This window comes from Nocardiopsis eucommiae (genome assembly GCF_965344335.1).
GTDB lineage: Bacteria > Actinomycetota > Actinomycetes > Streptosporangiales > Streptosporangiaceae > Nocardiopsis > Nocardiopsis eucommiae.
This window is the reverse complement of record NZ_CBDRIY010000018.1, coordinates 97,960-113,816: the sequence shown is the minus strand read 5'-3', so window position 1 is coordinate 113,816 and position 15,857 is coordinate 97,960. Positions and strand designations below refer to the sequence as shown.

Here is a 15,857-nt window from a genome sequence, read left to right as displayed (position 1 = left end):
CCCCCCCCCCCCCCCCCCCCCCCCCCCCCCCCCCCCCCCCCCCCCCCCCCTCCCCCCCCCCCCCCCCCCCCCCCCCCCGCCCCCCCCCCCCCCCCCCCCCCCCCCCCCGTCCGTGTTCCCCTCCGCATGTCCTAACCTCGCTGGCATGTGGCGATTCGGATGGAAACCGGGGCGGGGCCTCCAGGGCACCGACCTGGAGGCGGTGCTGGTGTCGGCCTCCTACGGAACGGACCCCCTGGTGCGCGCCGCCTGTGAGGCGGTACGCGAGGGCGACGCGGAGGCGGGCGCGACCCTGCTCGTGGAGACCAGGGAGGACCCCGAGGCCCGTACCTACCAGGCCGAGGCCCTGGGCCGGGCCGCCGTGGACCGCCCCGACGAGATCGCGGGGCTGGTCGGTGAGGGTGCCGACCCCGCCGACGCCCTGCTCTGGCTCGGCCACGCCCTGCTCGCCCGCGCCGTGACCCTGCCCTCCGGCGGGGCCGGTGCCGGTCAGGCCGACCGCAAGGCCTTCGAGGCCGCCCTGCACGAGGCTCGCGACCCCCTCCGGGAGTCCGCCCGGCTCAACCCCGACGACGCCGCCCCCTGGGCCGCGCTCCAGACCGTCGCGATGGGGCTGGGGGAGCACCCGGAGCGGGAGGAGGCCTGGACCGAGTCGGTCTCCCGGGCGCCGCACCTGTACCCGGCGCACGTGACTCGGGTCCGCTCGCTGGCCCCCTCCCGAGGAGGGTCGGCGGAGGAGATGTTCGCCGCCGCCGGGGCGGCCGCGGACACCGCGCCCGAGGGCAGCCCGCTGCCGTCCGTCCTCGCCCTGGCCCACGCCGAGTACCTGCGGGGCGAGCAGCGCCGCCTCGTCCGGGAGGGCAACAGCGCGTACATCAGCTCCATGGCGATGGGGCGCCTGCACGGAGACGCCGTCCGCGAGCTGTTCGAGCTCGCCCAGGGGTGGGCGTCGGCGGCCGTGCCGCACGTGCGGGACGTCCAGGCCCACCACCTGTTCGGCTGGGCCTTCCACCGGGCGGGAGAGGCGGACCTGGCCCGCTGGCACCTGGGCATGGTCGGCCGGTACGTCTGCGATGTGCCCTGGGCCTTCTTCGGCTCCCCGCGCACCGAGGCCGCCCTGGCCATGTCCGAGCTCGGGGTGGACCCGCGCCCCACGCCCGGGGACGACGTCACCCGGTGACCCGGGCGGGCCGGGACCGGGTCGGGCGTCCCGCCCCACGGGAGCACGGAACGGGCGTCGCACGGGGTGAGTAGGAGTACTCATGCGGTGCGGGTGGCGGCGGCACAGACTGGTGACATGACGAAGACGACCCCCGAAGCGATCTCCCCGCTCCGCGCCGCACTCCTCGGCCTCGCCGCGGGCGCGGGCGCGGCACTCCTGGCCGAGGGCCTCGGCTTCCTGGTCAGCACCCTCCTCGTCGCGGTCCAGTCCGACGAGGTGGTCGGGGCCAACATCGGCGCCGGGCTCGCCGCCGGGGCCGTGACCCTGCTCGTCGCCCCCGCCCTGGCCCTGCTCCTGCTGAGACTGACGCGCGTGCCCCGCCCCCTCGCCGTCGTCCTGTACTCCCTGCCCCTCTACCTGGTCCTGAGCGTGGCCGCCTCCAGCGGGGCCATCGTCCTGGAGACCTGGCTGTGGGACCGGTTCCCGGACCTCGCCGACCTCACCAGCCCGTGGGTGCCCTGGTACCTCCTGACCCTGGTCTCCCTCCCCCTGCCGGTCGCCCTCGCCGCGCTGCTGACCACCCGTTCCCGGGGCACCCGGGACACCGCCGGGGTCTGACCCCGTACCCGACCGGACCGAAAAGCACTGGTCGGTACCGGCCCGGTCGGAAACAATGCACGGGTGCTACTGACGATCACCACCACGGCCCAGCCGGCGACGGACCTCGGACACCTGCTGCACAAGCACCCCGACAAGGCGCAGAGCTTCGAGCAGTCCTTCGGGACGGCGCACGTCTTCTACCCCGAGGCCACCGACGAACGCTGCACGGCCGCGCTCCTCCTGGAGGTGGACCCGCGGGCGCTGCTGCGCTCGCGGACGTCGGTGAGCACCCCGGACTTCGCCCTCGCCCAGTACGTGAACGACCGCCCCTACGCCTCCTCCTCGCTGTTCACGGTGGCGCTGGGCCGGGTGCTGCGGTCCGCGATCCGGGGGACGAGCGAGCGGCGCCCCGAACTGGCCCGCACACCCCTCCCGCTGGTCCTGCACCTGCCCGCCGTGCCCTGCCGCCCCGGCCCCGAGAGGGCGCGGGCACTCTTCGAGCCCCTGGGCTGGACGGTGGAGGCCGTTCCGGTCCCGCTCGACCCCGGACTGCCCGGGTGGGGAGACTCGCACTACCTGTCGCTCACCCTGACCGGCACCCTGCGGCTGTCCGAGGCGCTGAGCCACCTGTACGTGCTGCTGCCCGCGATGGAGGGGGGCCACAAGCACTACTGGGTCGACTCCACCGAGATCGACAAGCTCCTGCGGGCGGGCGGCGCACCGGTCGACGGGGTCGTCGGAGAGGACGGCCCGGGCTGGCTGGCCGGACACCCCGAGCGCGCCTGGATCTCCCGTCGCTTCCTCGCCCGCAGGGAGAGGTACGTGCGTACCGCCCTGGCGCGCCTGGAGGAGGCCGGAGACCTCGAACCAGGGCCGGACGACGAGGACGCCACCGCCGAGGCGCCCGGCGCCGCCACGGTCCCGCGCGACCCGGCCGTCGAGGAGCGCGAGCCCTCCCTGGCCGACCAGCGCGCGGGCGCGGTCACGGCGGCCCTGGGCGCCGAACGGGCCACCAGCGTCATCGACCTCGGCTGCGGCGGGGGCAGGCTGCTGGAGCGTCTGGTCCGCGACCGCTCCCTGGAGCGCGTCACCGGTGTGGACGTCCACCTCGGCAGCCTGGAGGCCGCCCACCGCAGGCTCTGCGGGGGCTGCCACCCGGGCGGCGGCGGGCGCCACCGGCCGCTCCTCGCCGACGCCCACGAGGACCGCTCGGCGCCCGGGGCCCGCCCCGAACTGCTGCTGGGCTCCGTCGTCTACCGGGACCGGCGCTTCCGGGGCCACGACGCGGCGGTGCTCATGGAGGTCGTCGAGCACCTCGACCCCTCCCGGCTGCCCGCCATGGAACAGGTCGTCTTCGGTGACGCCGCACCCCGGGTCGTCGTGGTCACCACGCCCAACGCCGAGTACAACCGCCACTACGAGGGACTGGCCGAGGGGGAGTTCCGGCACGCCGACCACCGCTTCGAGTGGACCCGCGCCGAGTTCGCCGCCTGGACCGACCGGGTCGCCGCCGCGCACGGCTACGCCGTCCGCCGCCTCCCGGTGGGTCCCGAACACCCCGAGACCGGCGCACCGACCCAGATGGGAGTCTTCACCAAGTGAACGAGCCGAACGACGAGGGCCGCGAGCCCCGCGTGCTCGGCGTGCCCCGGATGGGGCTCGTCCTGCTGGTCGGGGTCTCCGGCTCGGGCAAGTCCACCTTCGCCGCCCGGCACTTCGAGCCCACGCAGGTGATCGGCTCCGACTTCTGCCGGGGCGTGGTCAGCGACGACGAGAACGACCAGAGCGCCACCGCCGACGCCTTCGCCCTGTTGGGCACGATCGTGGGCATCCGGCTGCGGCGCGGTCTGCTCACCGTGGTGGACGCCACCAACGTCCAGCGCCGGGCCCGTGACCAGCTCGTCCGTATCGCGAAGGACAACGACGTCCTCACCACGGCGATCGTCCTCGACGTGCCGGAGTCGGTGGCCCGCGAACGCAACCGCGCGCGCCCCGACCGCGACTTCGGGGACCACGTGATCCGCCGCCAGCGCCGCGACCTCAGGGAGGGCCTCAAGCGGATGTCCCGTGAGGGGATCCGGCGGACGTACGTGCTCAAGGGGCAGGAGGAGATCGACGCCGTCCGGATCGAGCTGGAGCGCCCCTGGCCGGAGCGGACCGAGCTCACCGGCCCCTTCGACATCGTCGGTGACGTCCACGGCTGCCGCTCCGAACTGGAGAGTCTGCTGGCGGAGCTCGGCTACGCGCTGCGCCGCGACGACCGGGGCCGACCGGTCGGCGCCCGGCACCCCGACGGCCGCACGGCGGTGTTCGTCGGTGACCTCGTGGACCGGGGCCCCGACAGCCCCGGCGTCCTGCGCCTGGTCATGGGAATGGTCGCCGACGGCGACGCCCTCTGCGTGCCCGGCAACCACGAGAACAAGCTGGTCCGCTACCTCAGGACGGGCAAGGGCCGCCTCACCCACGGCCTGGCCGAGACCGTGGAGCAGCTGGGCCGCGAGAGCGAGGAGTTCCGCAAGGAGGTCCTGGAGTTCTGCGACGGCCTGGTCAGCCACCTGGTGCTGGACGGCGGCGACCTGGTGGTCGCGCACGCCGGACTCAAGGAGGAGTACCACAACCGCGCCTCGGGCCGGGTGCGCTCCTTCGCGCTGTACGGCGAGACCACCGGCGAGACCGACGAGTTCGGCCTGCCGATCCGTCTGCCCTGGGCCCGCGACTACCGGGGCCGGGCCACTGTGGTCTACGGTCACGTGCCCACGCACAGGGCCGAGTGGGTCAACCGCACCCTCTGCCTGGACACCGGCTGCGTGTTCGGCGGCAGGCTCACCGCGCTGCGCTACCCCGAGCGGGAGATCGTTGACGTGGACGCCGAGCGTACCTGGTACGCACCCGTGCGGCCCCTGGTGGAGTCCCCGCCCGAGCCCGTCGAGCGCGGCAGCGGCCAGGTCATCGACATCGGGGACGTCGGCGCGAGCGACTCCCACGCCGGGCTCTCCGTCGAGACCGGGTTCGGCACCGTGCGCGCCTCACCCGAGAGCACCATGGCCGCACTGGAGGTCATGAGCCGGTTCTCGGTGGACCCCCGCTGGCTGGTGTACCTGCCGCCGACCATGGCTCCGGCGCCGACCGCCGCCGACCCCGAGCTGCTGGAGCACCCGGACGAGGCCTTCACCGCCTATCTGGGCTCCGGTATCGGTGAGGTGGTCTGCCAGGAGAAGCACATGGGCTCGCGGGCGGTGGCGGTGCTGTGCCGCGACCAGGCCGCGGCCGCGCGCCGCTTCGTCCCGGGTGAACTCGGTACCGTGTACACCCGCACCGGGCGCCCCTTCTTCCGGGACCCCGAGGTCCAGGGCGGGGTGGTGGACCGACTGCGTCGGGCGGTGACCGAGGCCGGGCTCTGGGACCGGCTCGGTACCGACTGGCTGGCCCTGGACGGCGAGATGCTGCCCTGGTCCGCCAAGGCGCACACCCTCATCCGGGAGCAGTACGCCTCCGTGGGGGCCGCCGCTCGGGCCTCCCTGCCCGCCGCCTCCGCCGCCCTCACGGCGGCGACGGCCCGGGGCGTGGACGTCGCCGGGCTCGCCGCGACCATCGACCGCCGCACCGAGCAGACCGAGGCGTTCAGCGAGGTCTACCGCCGCCACACCTGGGACACCGAGGGCGCGGACGGGCTGCGCTACGCCCCCTTCGCGCTCCTGGCCACTGAGGGGAAGGAGTACGGCGACGCCGACCACCTCTGGCACATGGGCGTGGCCGAGCAGCTCGCCGGGGACGGAGGGATGGTCCGGGCCACCCGCTACCGGGTCGTGGACACCACCGACCCGGCCTCCCGCGCGGCGGCCGCCGCCTGGTGGCGCGAGATGGTCGACCACGGTGGCGAGGGCATGGTGGTCAAGCCCCTGCTCGGCCCCCGCGCGAAGGGCCGCAAGGGGCTCGCTCAGCCGGGCCTGAAGGTACGTGGCCCCGAGTACCTGCGGATCGTCTACGGGGCCGACTACACCGACCCGGGGCGGATCGCGGTGCTGAAGGACCGCGGGCTCGGCCGCAAGAACGGGCTGGCCATGCGCGAGCACAAGCTCGGGCTGGAGGCACTGACCCGCCTGGCCGCAGGTGAACCGCTATGGCGGGTGCACCAACCGGTCTTCGCGGTGCTCGCCCTGGAGACCGAGCCGGTCGACCCTCGGCTGTAGCCGGGGCGGCAGCCGGGCCGAGCCGGTCGAGGACGCGGGGCGCGCGGGAAAACCCCTTGCGCGCCCCGCGTCCGTGTCCGCATGCTTTCCCTGATCAGAACCGACGACAGAGAGGCCGGCGGCATGCGGCGATCCCACGGAAGCTCCGAGACCACCATCCGGATCGAACCACTCCTGGGAACCGCACGTGACCACCCTGAACATCGGCATCCTCGCGCACGTCGACGCGGGTAAGACCAGCCTCACCGAGCGCCTGCTCTTCGACGCCGGTGCCACCGACCGGCTCGGCGGCGTCGACACCGGCGACACCCAGACCGACACCGGCCGGATCGAACGTGAACGCGGCATCACCGTGCGCACCGCCGTGGCGTCCTTCCGGGCCGGCCCCGTCCAGGTCAACCTGATCGACACCCCCGGCCACACCGACTTCGTCGCGGAGGTCGAACGCGCCCTCGCCGTGCTCGACGGCGCCGTCCTGGTGTTGTCCGCCGTGGAGGGCGTGCAACCCCACACCCGCATGCTCATGCGGGTGCTGCGCCAGATGCGCCTGCCGGTGCTGCTGTTCGTCAACAAGATCGACCGGGGCGCCGCCGCGCCCGGGCGCGTGTTCGAGGAGATCCGGCACCGCCTCACCGACCGCGCCCTCGCCCTGGACTCCGTCACGGACGCGGGATCCGCCCGCGCGCGGGTGCGCGCCCACGATCCGGACGACCCCGGACACGCCGCCCGCACGGCGGAGTTCCTCGCCGAACACGACGACGCGCTCCTGGCCGCCGTGGTCGAGGACCGGCCGCTCCCGGGCCCCGCCGCCCTGCGCGCCACCCTGCGCTCCCAGGTCCTGCGCGGCCTCGCGCACCCGGTGCTGTCGGGTTCCGCGATCACCGGGGAGGGGGTCCCCAAGCTCACGTCGGCCCTCACGGACCTGCTGCCCGCCCACCCCGGGCCCGACCTCGTCGGAGGCGACTGCCACGGCACCGCGCGGGAGGACGCCGCCGAGGAGCCCAGGGGCACCGTGTTCGCGATCGAGCGCTCACCGACCGGCGAGAAGACCGGCTACCTGCGGCTGTACGAAGGAGCCCTGCGCGCTCGGGACCGGGTGAGGTTCGAGCGCGCCGATCCCGCCGACGGGGCACCGCACGAGGGACGCCTCACACGGCTGGAGGTGGTCGGGTCCGAGGGCGAGCGGGACCGGCCCCTCACCGCCGGTGGAATCGGCCGGATCCGGGGCCTGCCCGGGTTGCGGGTCGGTGACCGGATCGGTCGGCCCACCCCGCCCCGCCCCTGGCCCGGCCGGCGCTGGAGTCGGTGGTCCGGCCGGTCCGTCCGGAGGACGCGAACCGACTCCACTCGGCCCTGGCCGCGCTCTCGGACCAGGACCCCCTGATCCGGCTGCGCACGGTGCCGGGGGAGGGGCTGTCCGTCCTGCTCCACGGCGAGGTGCAGAAGGAGGTCGTGGCCGCCACCCTGTCCGAGGACTTCCGGGTCGAGGCGGTCTTCGCGCCCAGCGACGTGGTGCACACCGAACGCCCGTGCGGCTCCGGCACCGCGGTCGAACCGGTCGACCTCGCCCGGGAGATCGGTGGCCCGGTCACCGTCGGGCTGCGTGTGGAACCGGGCGAGGACGGCTGCGGTGTGGTGTTCCGGCGTGAGACGGAACTGGGGGCGCTGCTGCCCGCCTACGACCGGGCGGTGGAGGACGCCGTGCGCGGCGCCCTCGGGCAGGGGCTCCACGGGTGGCCGGTGACCGACTGCGTGGTGACGCTGGTGCGGAGCGGCTACGTCGCCCCGCTCACGGAGGCGGCCCACTTCCGTCACCTGGTGCCGATGGTGACCCTGCGGGCCCTGGAACGCGCGGGGAGCCGCGTGTTCGCTCCGGTGCACGCGTTCGAGCTGTCGGTGCCCGCCACCGAGCTCAGCGCCGTGCTCTCCCTGCTCGGCGGGCACGGGGCCCGGGTCCGGGAGACCGAGGCCGAGGGGGACACCTGGCGGGTGACCGGCGAGGTCGGGGCGGGTGAAGCCCACACCGTCGGCGCGGCGCTCGCGGGGGCCACCCGGGGCGAGGGCGCCTGGGTGAGCCGACCGGCGGGTGACCGGCCGGTCCGGGGGCGGCCCCCGCGCCGGAACCGCACCGACGGCAACCCGCTGGACCCCGACGCGTACCTGGTGCACCTGGGCAACGCGGGCCGCGCCGGGACCGGCGGGTAGACCGCGCCGCCCACGGCCGTGGACCGGACCAGTGGGGCGAGGGCGGCCCGGACCTTGGAGGATCACACCGGGGTCCGGGCCGCCGATCATGGTGGGATCACAACAATCGGACACCGGGACGCCTTCATTTCACGCGCACTCCTTCAAGCGGACACCCGTGACGGCGATGATGTGGCCGCACAGATCCCCCGATCCCCGCAGAAACCGGAGCAGGCGTGTCCCCAACCCCCTCCAGAGCCACGGTCCCGGTCCGCCGGAGAACCCTCGCCTCCGCCGCCGCGCTCGCGGCCGCCGCCCTGGGCGCCAGCCTCGTGGCCCCGCTGCCCGCCCTCGCCGCCGCCGACACCCCCGTGATCAGCGAGGTCTACGGTGGTGGCGGCAACAGCGGCGCGCAGCTGCGCCACGACTTCGTCGAGCTGGGCAACCCCACCGCCGCCGACGTCGACCTCACCGGGTGGAGCGTGCAGTACCTGCCCGCGCGCCCCGGCCCGAACACCCGGGTCCAGGTGACCCCGCTCAGCGGCGCCGTCGCCGCAGGTGAGCACCACCTCATCCGCCAGGCGGCGGGCACGGGCGGCACCACCGACCTCCCCACCCCCGACGACACCGGCAACACCAACATGTCGGCCTCCGCCGGGGCCGTGCTCCTGGTGGAGGGCACCGACCCCGTCGAGTGCCGCACCGCCGTCACCTGCGCCGAGGACGGCACGATCGTCGACGTCGTCGGGTACGGCGACGCCGTGGTCCACGCCGGGGCACCCGCGCCCGGGACCGGCAACACCACCTCCGCCTCCCGGGACGGGGCGTTCACCCACTCCGGGAACAACTCCGCCGACTTCACCGTGGGCGAGCCGACCCCCACCAACAGTGCGGGCGAGACGGTCGAGGGCCCCGGCGGGGGAGAGCCCGAGGAGCCGGTCGAGCCCGGTGACCTGCGCATCCACGACGTCCAGGGCACCACCCGCACCTCCCCGTACGCCGGGGAGCAGGTGACCGGCCTGCCCGGCGTGGTCACCGCCGTCAACGCCTTCGGCAGCGCCCGCGGCTTCTGGTTCCAGGACACCGAGGGCGACGGCGACCCGCGCACCAGTGAGGCCCTCTTCGTCCTCACCGGATCCACCACCCCCGACGTCGCGGTCGGTGACGAGGTCCTGGCCGCCGGACAGGTGGGCGAGTACCGCCCCCAGGCGGGCGCACAGACCACGACCCAGCTGGAGAAGGCCCGCTGGACCACGCTCTCCCGGGGCAACGACCTGCCCGAGGCGGTCCTGCTCGACGCCGACACGATCCCCGAGGCCCTCGCCCCCGACCACGGCGGCGACGTCACCGAGCTCGAACTCCGGCCCGACGAGTACGCCCTGGACTTCTGGGCCGCCCACGAGCACATGACCGTCCGGGTGGAGGACGCCCCCGTCGTCGGGGCCACCGACGGCTACCACGCCCTGTGGGTGACCACCCGGCCCGACCGGAACCCCACCCCCAACGGCGGCGTGCACTACGGCTCCTACGACGACCCCAACACCGGCCGCGTGAAGATCGAGTCGCTGCTCGACCGCGACGTGCGCCCCTTCCCGAAGGCCGACGTCGGTGACACCCTCGCGGGCGTCACCGAGGGCCCCGTCTCCTACAGCCGGTTCGGTGGCTACCTGATCCGCGCCACCAGCCTGGGCGAGCACGTCCCCGGCGACCTGGAGCGCGTCCCGGTCCGCGACACCGCGCGGCACGAGATCGGCGTGGCCACCTACAACGTCGAGAACCTCGGCGGCGCGGACGACCAGGCCGACTTCGACGCCCTCGCGGAGGGGTTCGTGAGCTACCTGGGCTCGCCGGACATCGTCGGACTGGAGGAGATCCAGGACAACAGCAGTGAGACCGACGACGGCGTCGTGGCCGCCGACGTCACCCTGGACCGCCTGGTCGACGCCATCGCGGCGGCGGGCGGTCCCGCCTATGAGTGGCGGGAGATCAGCCCCGAGGACAAGAAGGACGGCGGAGTGCCCGGCGGGAACATCCGCAACGCCTTCCTCTTCGACCCCGCCAGGGTCCAGTTCGTGGACGTCGAGGGCGGCGACGCCACCACCCCCGTGGAGGTGGTGGAGGGCGAGCGCGGCGTCGGCCTGTCCGTCTCCCCGGGCCGGATCGCGCCGACGGACGAGGCCTGGAACTCCAGCCGCAAGCCCCTGGTCGGCCACTTCCGCGCGCTCAACCGCGACGTGTACGTGGTCACCAACCACTTCAACGCCAAGGGCGGCGACGAATCCCTGCACGGCGTCAACCAGCCGCCCCGCCGGACCAGCGAGACCCAGCGCCACCGGCAGGCCACCCTGGTCCGCGAGTTCGCCGACGACCTCCTCGCCGCCGACCCCGACGCCAACCTCGTGGTGATGGGCGACCTGAACGACTTCCAGTTCTCGACCACCCTGGACATCCTCACCGGCGACGGCACGCTCACCAACCCCATGGTGGACCTGCTGGGCGAGGGCGAGGGCTACAACTACGTCTTCGACGGCAACTCCCAGGCCCTCGACCACATCCTGGTCAACGGTGCCCTGGCCGGACGGGTCGACTACGAGATCGCCCGGATCAACTCCGAGTTCCACGACCAGGTCAGCGACCACGACCCGCAGGTCCTGCGGATCGACACCCGGCGCAGCACCTCTCCGGGCCGGAGGTGACCACCCCCTGACACGACGGGGCGGGCACCGGAGACGGTGCCCGCCCCCTTGCACCCGGGGTGGTCCGACACGTCGCGAGGGTCCTCCCGCCCGGTCGCACCGCGCCCCTATCCTGGGAGGGTCCGCACCGCCCACCCCAGGGAAGCGATGATGAACGTACTGCTCACCGGTGGCGCCGGGTACATCGGCACCCACACCGCGGTCGCACTCCTCGAAGCCGGGCACGGTGTCGTGGTCGTCGACTCCCTCGTGAACAGCCACGAGGAGGCCGTCCGCCGGGTCGAGCGGATCACGGGCCGCACGGTCGCCTTCCACCGGGTGGACTGCACCGACCCCGGGGCCATGCGCGCGGTGTTCGCGGAGCACGAGATCGACGCCGTCATCCACCTGGCCGGGTTCAAGGCGGTGGGCGAGTCCGTCGAGCAACCCCTGCGCTACTACCGCAACAACCTCGACGCCCTGCTGACCCTCTGCGAGGTCATGGACGAGGCCGGGGTGCGCGACCTCGTCCTCAGCTCCTCCGCCACGGTCTACGGCGACCCCCGGCGCGTACCCATCCCGGAGGACGCCGAGCTGTCGACCACCAACCCCTACGGCAACACCAAGCTGTTCGCGGAGCGCGTCCTCGACGACCTCGCCACCGCGGACCGGCGGTGGCGGATCATCTCCCTGCGCTACTTCAACCCGATCGGCGCCCACCCCAGCGGCCTGATCGGTGAGGACCCCCAAGGCGTCCCGAACAACCTCTTCCCGTACATCGCCCAGGTCGCCGCCGGCCGCCGTGAGCGGCTCCACGTGTACGGGGACGACTACGACACCCCGGACGGCACCGGAGTGCGCGACTACCTGCACGTGGTGGACCTGGCCGGGGGCCACCTGGCCGCCGTGGACCACCTCGCCGACGCACCGGGCCACCGCGTCTACAACCTCGGCACCGGCCAGGGCACCTCGGTCATGGAGAGCCTGCGCGCCTTCGAGCGCGCCACCGGGTCGCCGGTCCCGTACGCGGTCACCGCGCGGCGCCCCGGCGACATCGCCGTCTGCTACGCCGACCCCTCGGCCGCCTCCCGTGACCTGGGCTGGAAGGCGGAGCTGACCGTGGACGACGCCTGCCGCGACACCTGGCGCTGGCAGTCCGCCAACCCCGGAGGGTTCGCGGGCTGAGCCGCGCCGGACACCTGGTCCGGACACCCGGTCCGCGTGCGGGGAGGCACACCTTTCGTTGCGTCCCGACCGTGGTGAACGGCCTAGACTGGACGGACATCCACATTTTTCTGCGGAAGGTCCTCCGTCGTGTCCGTTGGTGCTGACAGCACGTTCGACACCGTCCTCGTCGTCGACTTCGGTGCGCAGTACGCGCAGCTGATCGCCCGACGGGTCCGGGAATGCCACGTGCACAGCGAGATCGTGCCCTCGACCATGCCGGTCGAGGAGATGCTCGCCAAGAAACCCAAGGCCATCATCCTCTCGGGTGGCCCCTCCTCGGTGTACGCCGAGGGCGCCCCGAGCGTGGGGGCCGAGCTGTTCGAGACCGGGGTCCCGACCTTCGGTATCTGCTACGGCTTCCAGGCCATGACCCGCGCCCTGGGCGGGGTCGTGGACCGCACCGACCTGAGCGAGTTCGGCCGCACCGCGCTGACCGCCAGCGCCGACTCCGTGCTGTTCGAGGGCCTGCCCGAGGACCTGAGCGTGTGGATGTCGCACGGCGACTCCGTGGTCCAGGCCCCGGCCGGGTTCAAGAGCACCGCCAGCACCGCCGGTGCCCCGGTGGCCGCCTTCGAGGACACCGAGCGCCGCCTGTTCGGCGTCCAGTTCCACCCCGAGGTCATGCACACCGAGCACGGCCAGGACCTGATGCGCCGCTTCCTCTACGAGGGTGCGGGCTGCCGCCCCACCTGGACGATGGTGAACATCGTCGAGGAGCAGCTGGAGCGCATCCGCGAGCAGATCGGCGACAAGCGCGTGATCTGCGCGCTCAGCGGCGGGGTCGACTCCGCCGTGGCCGGAGCCCTGGTGCAGCGCGCCGTGGGCGACCAGCTCACCTGCGTGTTCGTGGACCACGGCCTCCTCCGCAAGGGTGAGGCCGACCAGGTCGAGAAGGACTTCGTCGCGATCACGGGCGCCAAGCTCAAGGTGGTCGACGCCGAGGAGCAGTTCCTGTCGGAGCTGGCCGGGGTGACCGACCCCGAGGAGAAGCGCAAGATCATCGGCCGCGAGTTCATCCGCGTCTTCGAGCAGGCGGCCCGCGAGGTCGTCGCGGAGAGCGGTGAGGACGGCGCCGAGGTCGAGTTCCTGGTCCAGGGCACCCTGTACCCGGACGTCGTGGAGTCCGGCGGCGGTACCGGCACCGCGAACATCAAGTCGCACCACAACGTGGGCGGCCTGCCCGACGACCTCCAGTTCACGCTGGTGGAGCCGCTGCGCGAGCTGTTCAAGGACGAGGTCCGCAAGGTCGGTGAGGAGCTGGGCCTGCCGCCCGAGATGGTGTGGCGCCAGCCCTTCCCCGGCCCCGGACTGGGCATCCGGATCATCGGTGAGGTGAACCGCGAGCGCCTGGAGATCCTGCGCGAGGCCGACGCGATCGCCCGCGAGGAGCTCTCCCGCGCCGGGCTGGACCGCGACATCTGGCAGTGCCCCGTCGTGCTGCTGGCCGACGTCCGCTCGGTGGGCGTCCAGGGTGACGGCCGCACCTACGGCCACCCCGTGGTCCTGCGCCCGGTGAGCAGCGAGGACGCGATGACCGCCGACTGGTCGCGCGTGCCCTACGACGTACTCGCCCGCATCTCCAACCGCATCACCAACGAGGTGCGCGAGATCAACCGGGTGACGCTGGACGTGACCAGCAAGCCTCCGGGCACCATCGAGTGGGAGTAGCCGCGCGGCGCTCCCCCTGACGTGATCGGGCCCGGCACACGGTGTGTGCCGGGCCCGACCCGTCTCAGCGGCCCCGTGGTCCGGGGGCTCCGCGTCAGTCCTGGGTGACGAACACGTTGATCGCCGTGTCGTCGGCGTCCTCGGAGTGGGTGAGGACCAGCATGGAGGGCTCCTCGCCCGACCTCACGCTGAACACCAGGTCACCGCTGGCCTCCTCGCCCGGGGCGACCGGTTCCCAGAGGGTGCCCTTCTTCTCCTCGGACGTGGGGGTGTCGGCGGTGATCCAACGGTTGCTGTCGGTGACCAGTCGCTGCTCGGCCGAGCTGAACACGATCTCGTCGCCGCCGAGGTTCTCCAACGCCAGGTCGGCCACGCAGTACACCCCGCCCTCGATGCTCGACCGTCCCGGGATGGCGTCCAGGCAGCGCACCTCGACGCTGTACCGGACCCTGCCGTCATCGGACACCGCGTTCCCGTCGGTGTTGGTGGGCTCGGGCATCTCCGGGTCCATGTTGCCGAGGCCGTCGTCGGGCACGTTCGGATCCGGGGCGGGATCCTCCCGTCCCTGGTTGGCGGGCGGGGTGCTCTGGTCGCTTCCGCCGGACCCGGGCCGGTTGAGGACGAGGACGGTCACGACCACCAGCAGCACGGCCAGCGCGATACCGCCCGCGAGCAGGCCCCAGAACAGGCCGCCCCTCCTGCTGGGGGTGGCGGGCCGGTGCGGGGGCGGCGGCACCGGCGGCACGTACGGCTGGGGGCCCCGCTGCTGCTGCTCGGCCGGGGCCGGAACCATCGGGATGGGCCCGGTGGCGGCCGGGTGCTGCGCCGGGGGCGGTCCCGCCGGGGCGGGGCGCTGCTGCTGGCCGTGGGTGACCGGGTGCGGCCCCGCAGGGTGACCGGCGACGGGGTGGCCCGGCGGCGGGACGTGCTGCGACCGGGTGTAGTTGCCGGTCTGGTGCGCGGGCGGCGGCATCTGCGGCGGCGGCTGCTGGTAGTGGCCGGGCGCAGGATGGCGCATGCCCGTCATGGTCTGGTGCGCGGGGTGCGGCATCCCCGGCGGCATCGGGGGCAGGTTGGGCCGCCACGACTGGTGCAGGGCGTGCGAGACCATGTCGTTGGGGTTGCTGGTGTCCTCGCCGCCCGCGAGCTCCAGAAGCAGGTCCTGGGCGGTGGGGCGGCGGCCGGGCTCCTTGGCCAGGGCGCGGGTCACCAGGCGGTCCAGCGGACTGTCCAGGTTGCCGATCTGCGGCTCGGCGAAGAGCACCCGCTTGCCCAGCGTCATGGCGTCGCCGTTGCCGAAGGGGTGCGTGCCGTTGCCCGCGAACGCCACCAGACAGCCCCAGGCGAAGATGTCCGCCGAGGTGGTGACCTTCTCCTCCAGCAACTGCTCGGGCGCCATCCAGCCGGGGCTGCCCATGACGATGCCGGTCTGGGTGTGGTTGGTCGCGGTGTTCATCGCCCGCGCGATGCCGAAGTCGATCACCCGGGGGCCGGAGAGCGACAGCAGGACGTTGGCGGGCTTGAGGTCACGGTGGACCAGCCCGGTGCGGTGGATCGCGGCGAGCGCGGCGGCCACGCCGAGGGCGAAGCCGTGCAGCGTGGAGGAGTCCAGCGGCCCGTGCTCGGCGATGTGCTCGGCCAGGGCCGTGCCCGCGATGTACTCGGTCACCATGTAGGGACGGTTCTCGAACGTCCCGTGGTCGAGCACCTTGGCGGTGCAGAAGGAGGCGACCTTGCGGGCGTTCTCCATCTCGTCGCGAAAGCGCGCCCGGGTCTGCTCGTCGAAGGCGAGCTCCGGACGGATGACCTTGATGGCTACCTGGTTGTTCTTCTCCGGCGTACTGCCCAGGTAGACGGTGCCCATGCCGCCACTGCCCAGCTTCCCGGACAGCACGTAGGGACCGATGGTGGCCGGATCTCCGGCGGCCAGCGGTTCCAGGTTCTTCGGGAGCCCATCCGACGGCAAGCGACCCTCCCCGACGGTGTCCAAACCCCGCCTTGCCCCAAGGTAGCGGGGTTTGTGCCCTGATTCCCACTCACGGACCGGATCGGGTCGTTCGGGGGTCGGGCGGTAGCTGACATGACAGTGGTGACGAACCCTGGATCAAGGGGACCCGCCCTCCCGGGCGCGGAGGTCCGCGCCGGTGGGAG

Annotated in this window: 10 protein-coding genes; 9 read left to right on the top strand and 1 reads right to left on the bottom strand. The window is 73.5% G+C overall.

The genetic code is table 11. The features are described from left to right. The first annotated feature begins 145 nt into the window (after positions 1–145). The 9 genes from ACRWK8_RS13955 to guaA all read left to right on the top strand — a co-directional run bounded on the left by ACRWK8_RS13955 (position 146) and on the right by guaA (position 13,706). Complete coding sequence (locus ACRWK8_RS13955; RefSeq protein ID WP_378742146.1) at positions 146–1,180, top strand: hypothetical protein; 1,035 nt, start codon at positions 146–148, stop codon at positions 1,178–1,180. Between the two features lie 117 nt (positions 1,181–1,297). After that, positions 1,298–1,780 (top strand): hypothetical protein, encoded by a 483-nt coding sequence (locus tag ACRWK8_RS13950; RefSeq protein ID WP_431870665.1) that lies wholly within the window; start codon positions 1,298–1,300, stop codon positions 1,778–1,780. Positions 1,781–1,843: 63 nt separating this feature from the next. Further along, a complete protein-coding gene (locus ACRWK8_RS13945) occupies positions 1,844–3,364 on the top strand; it encodes a 3' terminal RNA ribose 2'-O-methyltransferase Hen1 (protein WP_431870663.1) in 1,521 nt (506 codons plus the stop codon). A 50-nt stretch (positions 3,365–3,414) separates the two neighbouring features. Beyond that, positions 3,415–5,952, top strand: coding sequence for a polynucleotide kinase-phosphatase (locus ACRWK8_RS13940; RefSeq protein WP_431870672.1), 2,538 nt, complete (start codon positions 3,415–3,417; stop codon positions 5,950–5,952). A 187-nt stretch (positions 5,953–6,139) separates the two neighbouring features. Next, a complete protein-coding gene (locus ACRWK8_RS13935; protein ID WP_431870661.1) occupies positions 6,140–7,336 on the top strand; it encodes a GTP-binding protein in 1,197 nt (398 codons plus the stop codon). Then, positions 7,258–8,157, top strand: coding sequence for a hypothetical protein (locus ACRWK8_RS13930; protein ID WP_431870659.1), 900 nt, complete (start codon positions 7,258–7,260; stop codon positions 8,155–8,157). Before ACRWK8_RS13935 ends, ACRWK8_RS13930 begins: the two co-directional genes overlap by 79 nt. Positions 8,158–8,372: 215 nt before the next feature. Further along, complete coding sequence (locus ACRWK8_RS13925) at positions 8,373–10,832, top strand: DUF8508 domain-containing protein (RefSeq protein WP_378742155.1); 2,460 nt, start codon at positions 8,373–8,375, stop codon at positions 10,830–10,832. Positions 10,833–10,982: 150 nt separating this feature from the next. After that, entirely contained in the window at positions 10,983–11,996 is a 1,014-nt protein-coding gene (galE, locus tag ACRWK8_RS13920) for a UDP-glucose 4-epimerase GalE (protein ID WP_378742455.1), read from the top strand. Between the two features lie 129 nt (positions 11,997–12,125). Next, the gene (gene guaA, locus ACRWK8_RS13915) at positions 12,126–13,706 is read left to right on the top strand and encodes a glutamine-hydrolyzing GMP synthase (RefSeq protein WP_378742157.1); all 1,581 of its coding nucleotides are present in this window, start codon (positions 12,126–12,128) and stop codon (positions 13,704–13,706) included. A 94-nt stretch (positions 13,707–13,800) separates the two neighbouring features. Here the strand turns inward: guaA and ACRWK8_RS13910 are convergent, their stop codons facing one another. After that, positions 13,801–15,672 (bottom strand): serine/threonine-protein kinase, encoded by a 1,872-nt coding sequence (locus ACRWK8_RS13910; RefSeq protein ID WP_431870656.1) that lies wholly within the window; start codon positions 15,670–15,672, stop codon positions 13,801–13,803. Between the last annotated feature and the right edge of the window lie 185 nt (positions 15,673–15,857).

Bases quoted from the DNA above. Each gene is read 5' to 3' on its own strand.
- ACRWK8_RS13940 (WP_431870672.1), top strand. From the start codon at position 3,415: ATGGGGCTCGTCCTGCTGGTCGGGGTCTCCGGCTCGGGCAAGTCCACC.
- ACRWK8_RS13950 (WP_431870665.1), top strand. From the start codon at position 1,298: ATGACGAAGACGACCCCCGAAGCGATCTCCCCGCTCCGCGCCGCACTC.
- ACRWK8_RS13955 (WP_378742146.1), top strand. From the start codon at position 146: ATGTGGCGATTCGGATGGAAACCGGGGCGGGGCCTCCAGGGCACCGAC.
- galE (WP_378742455.1), top strand. From the start codon at position 10,983: ATGAACGTACTGCTCACCGGTGGCGCCGGGTACATCGGCACCCACACC.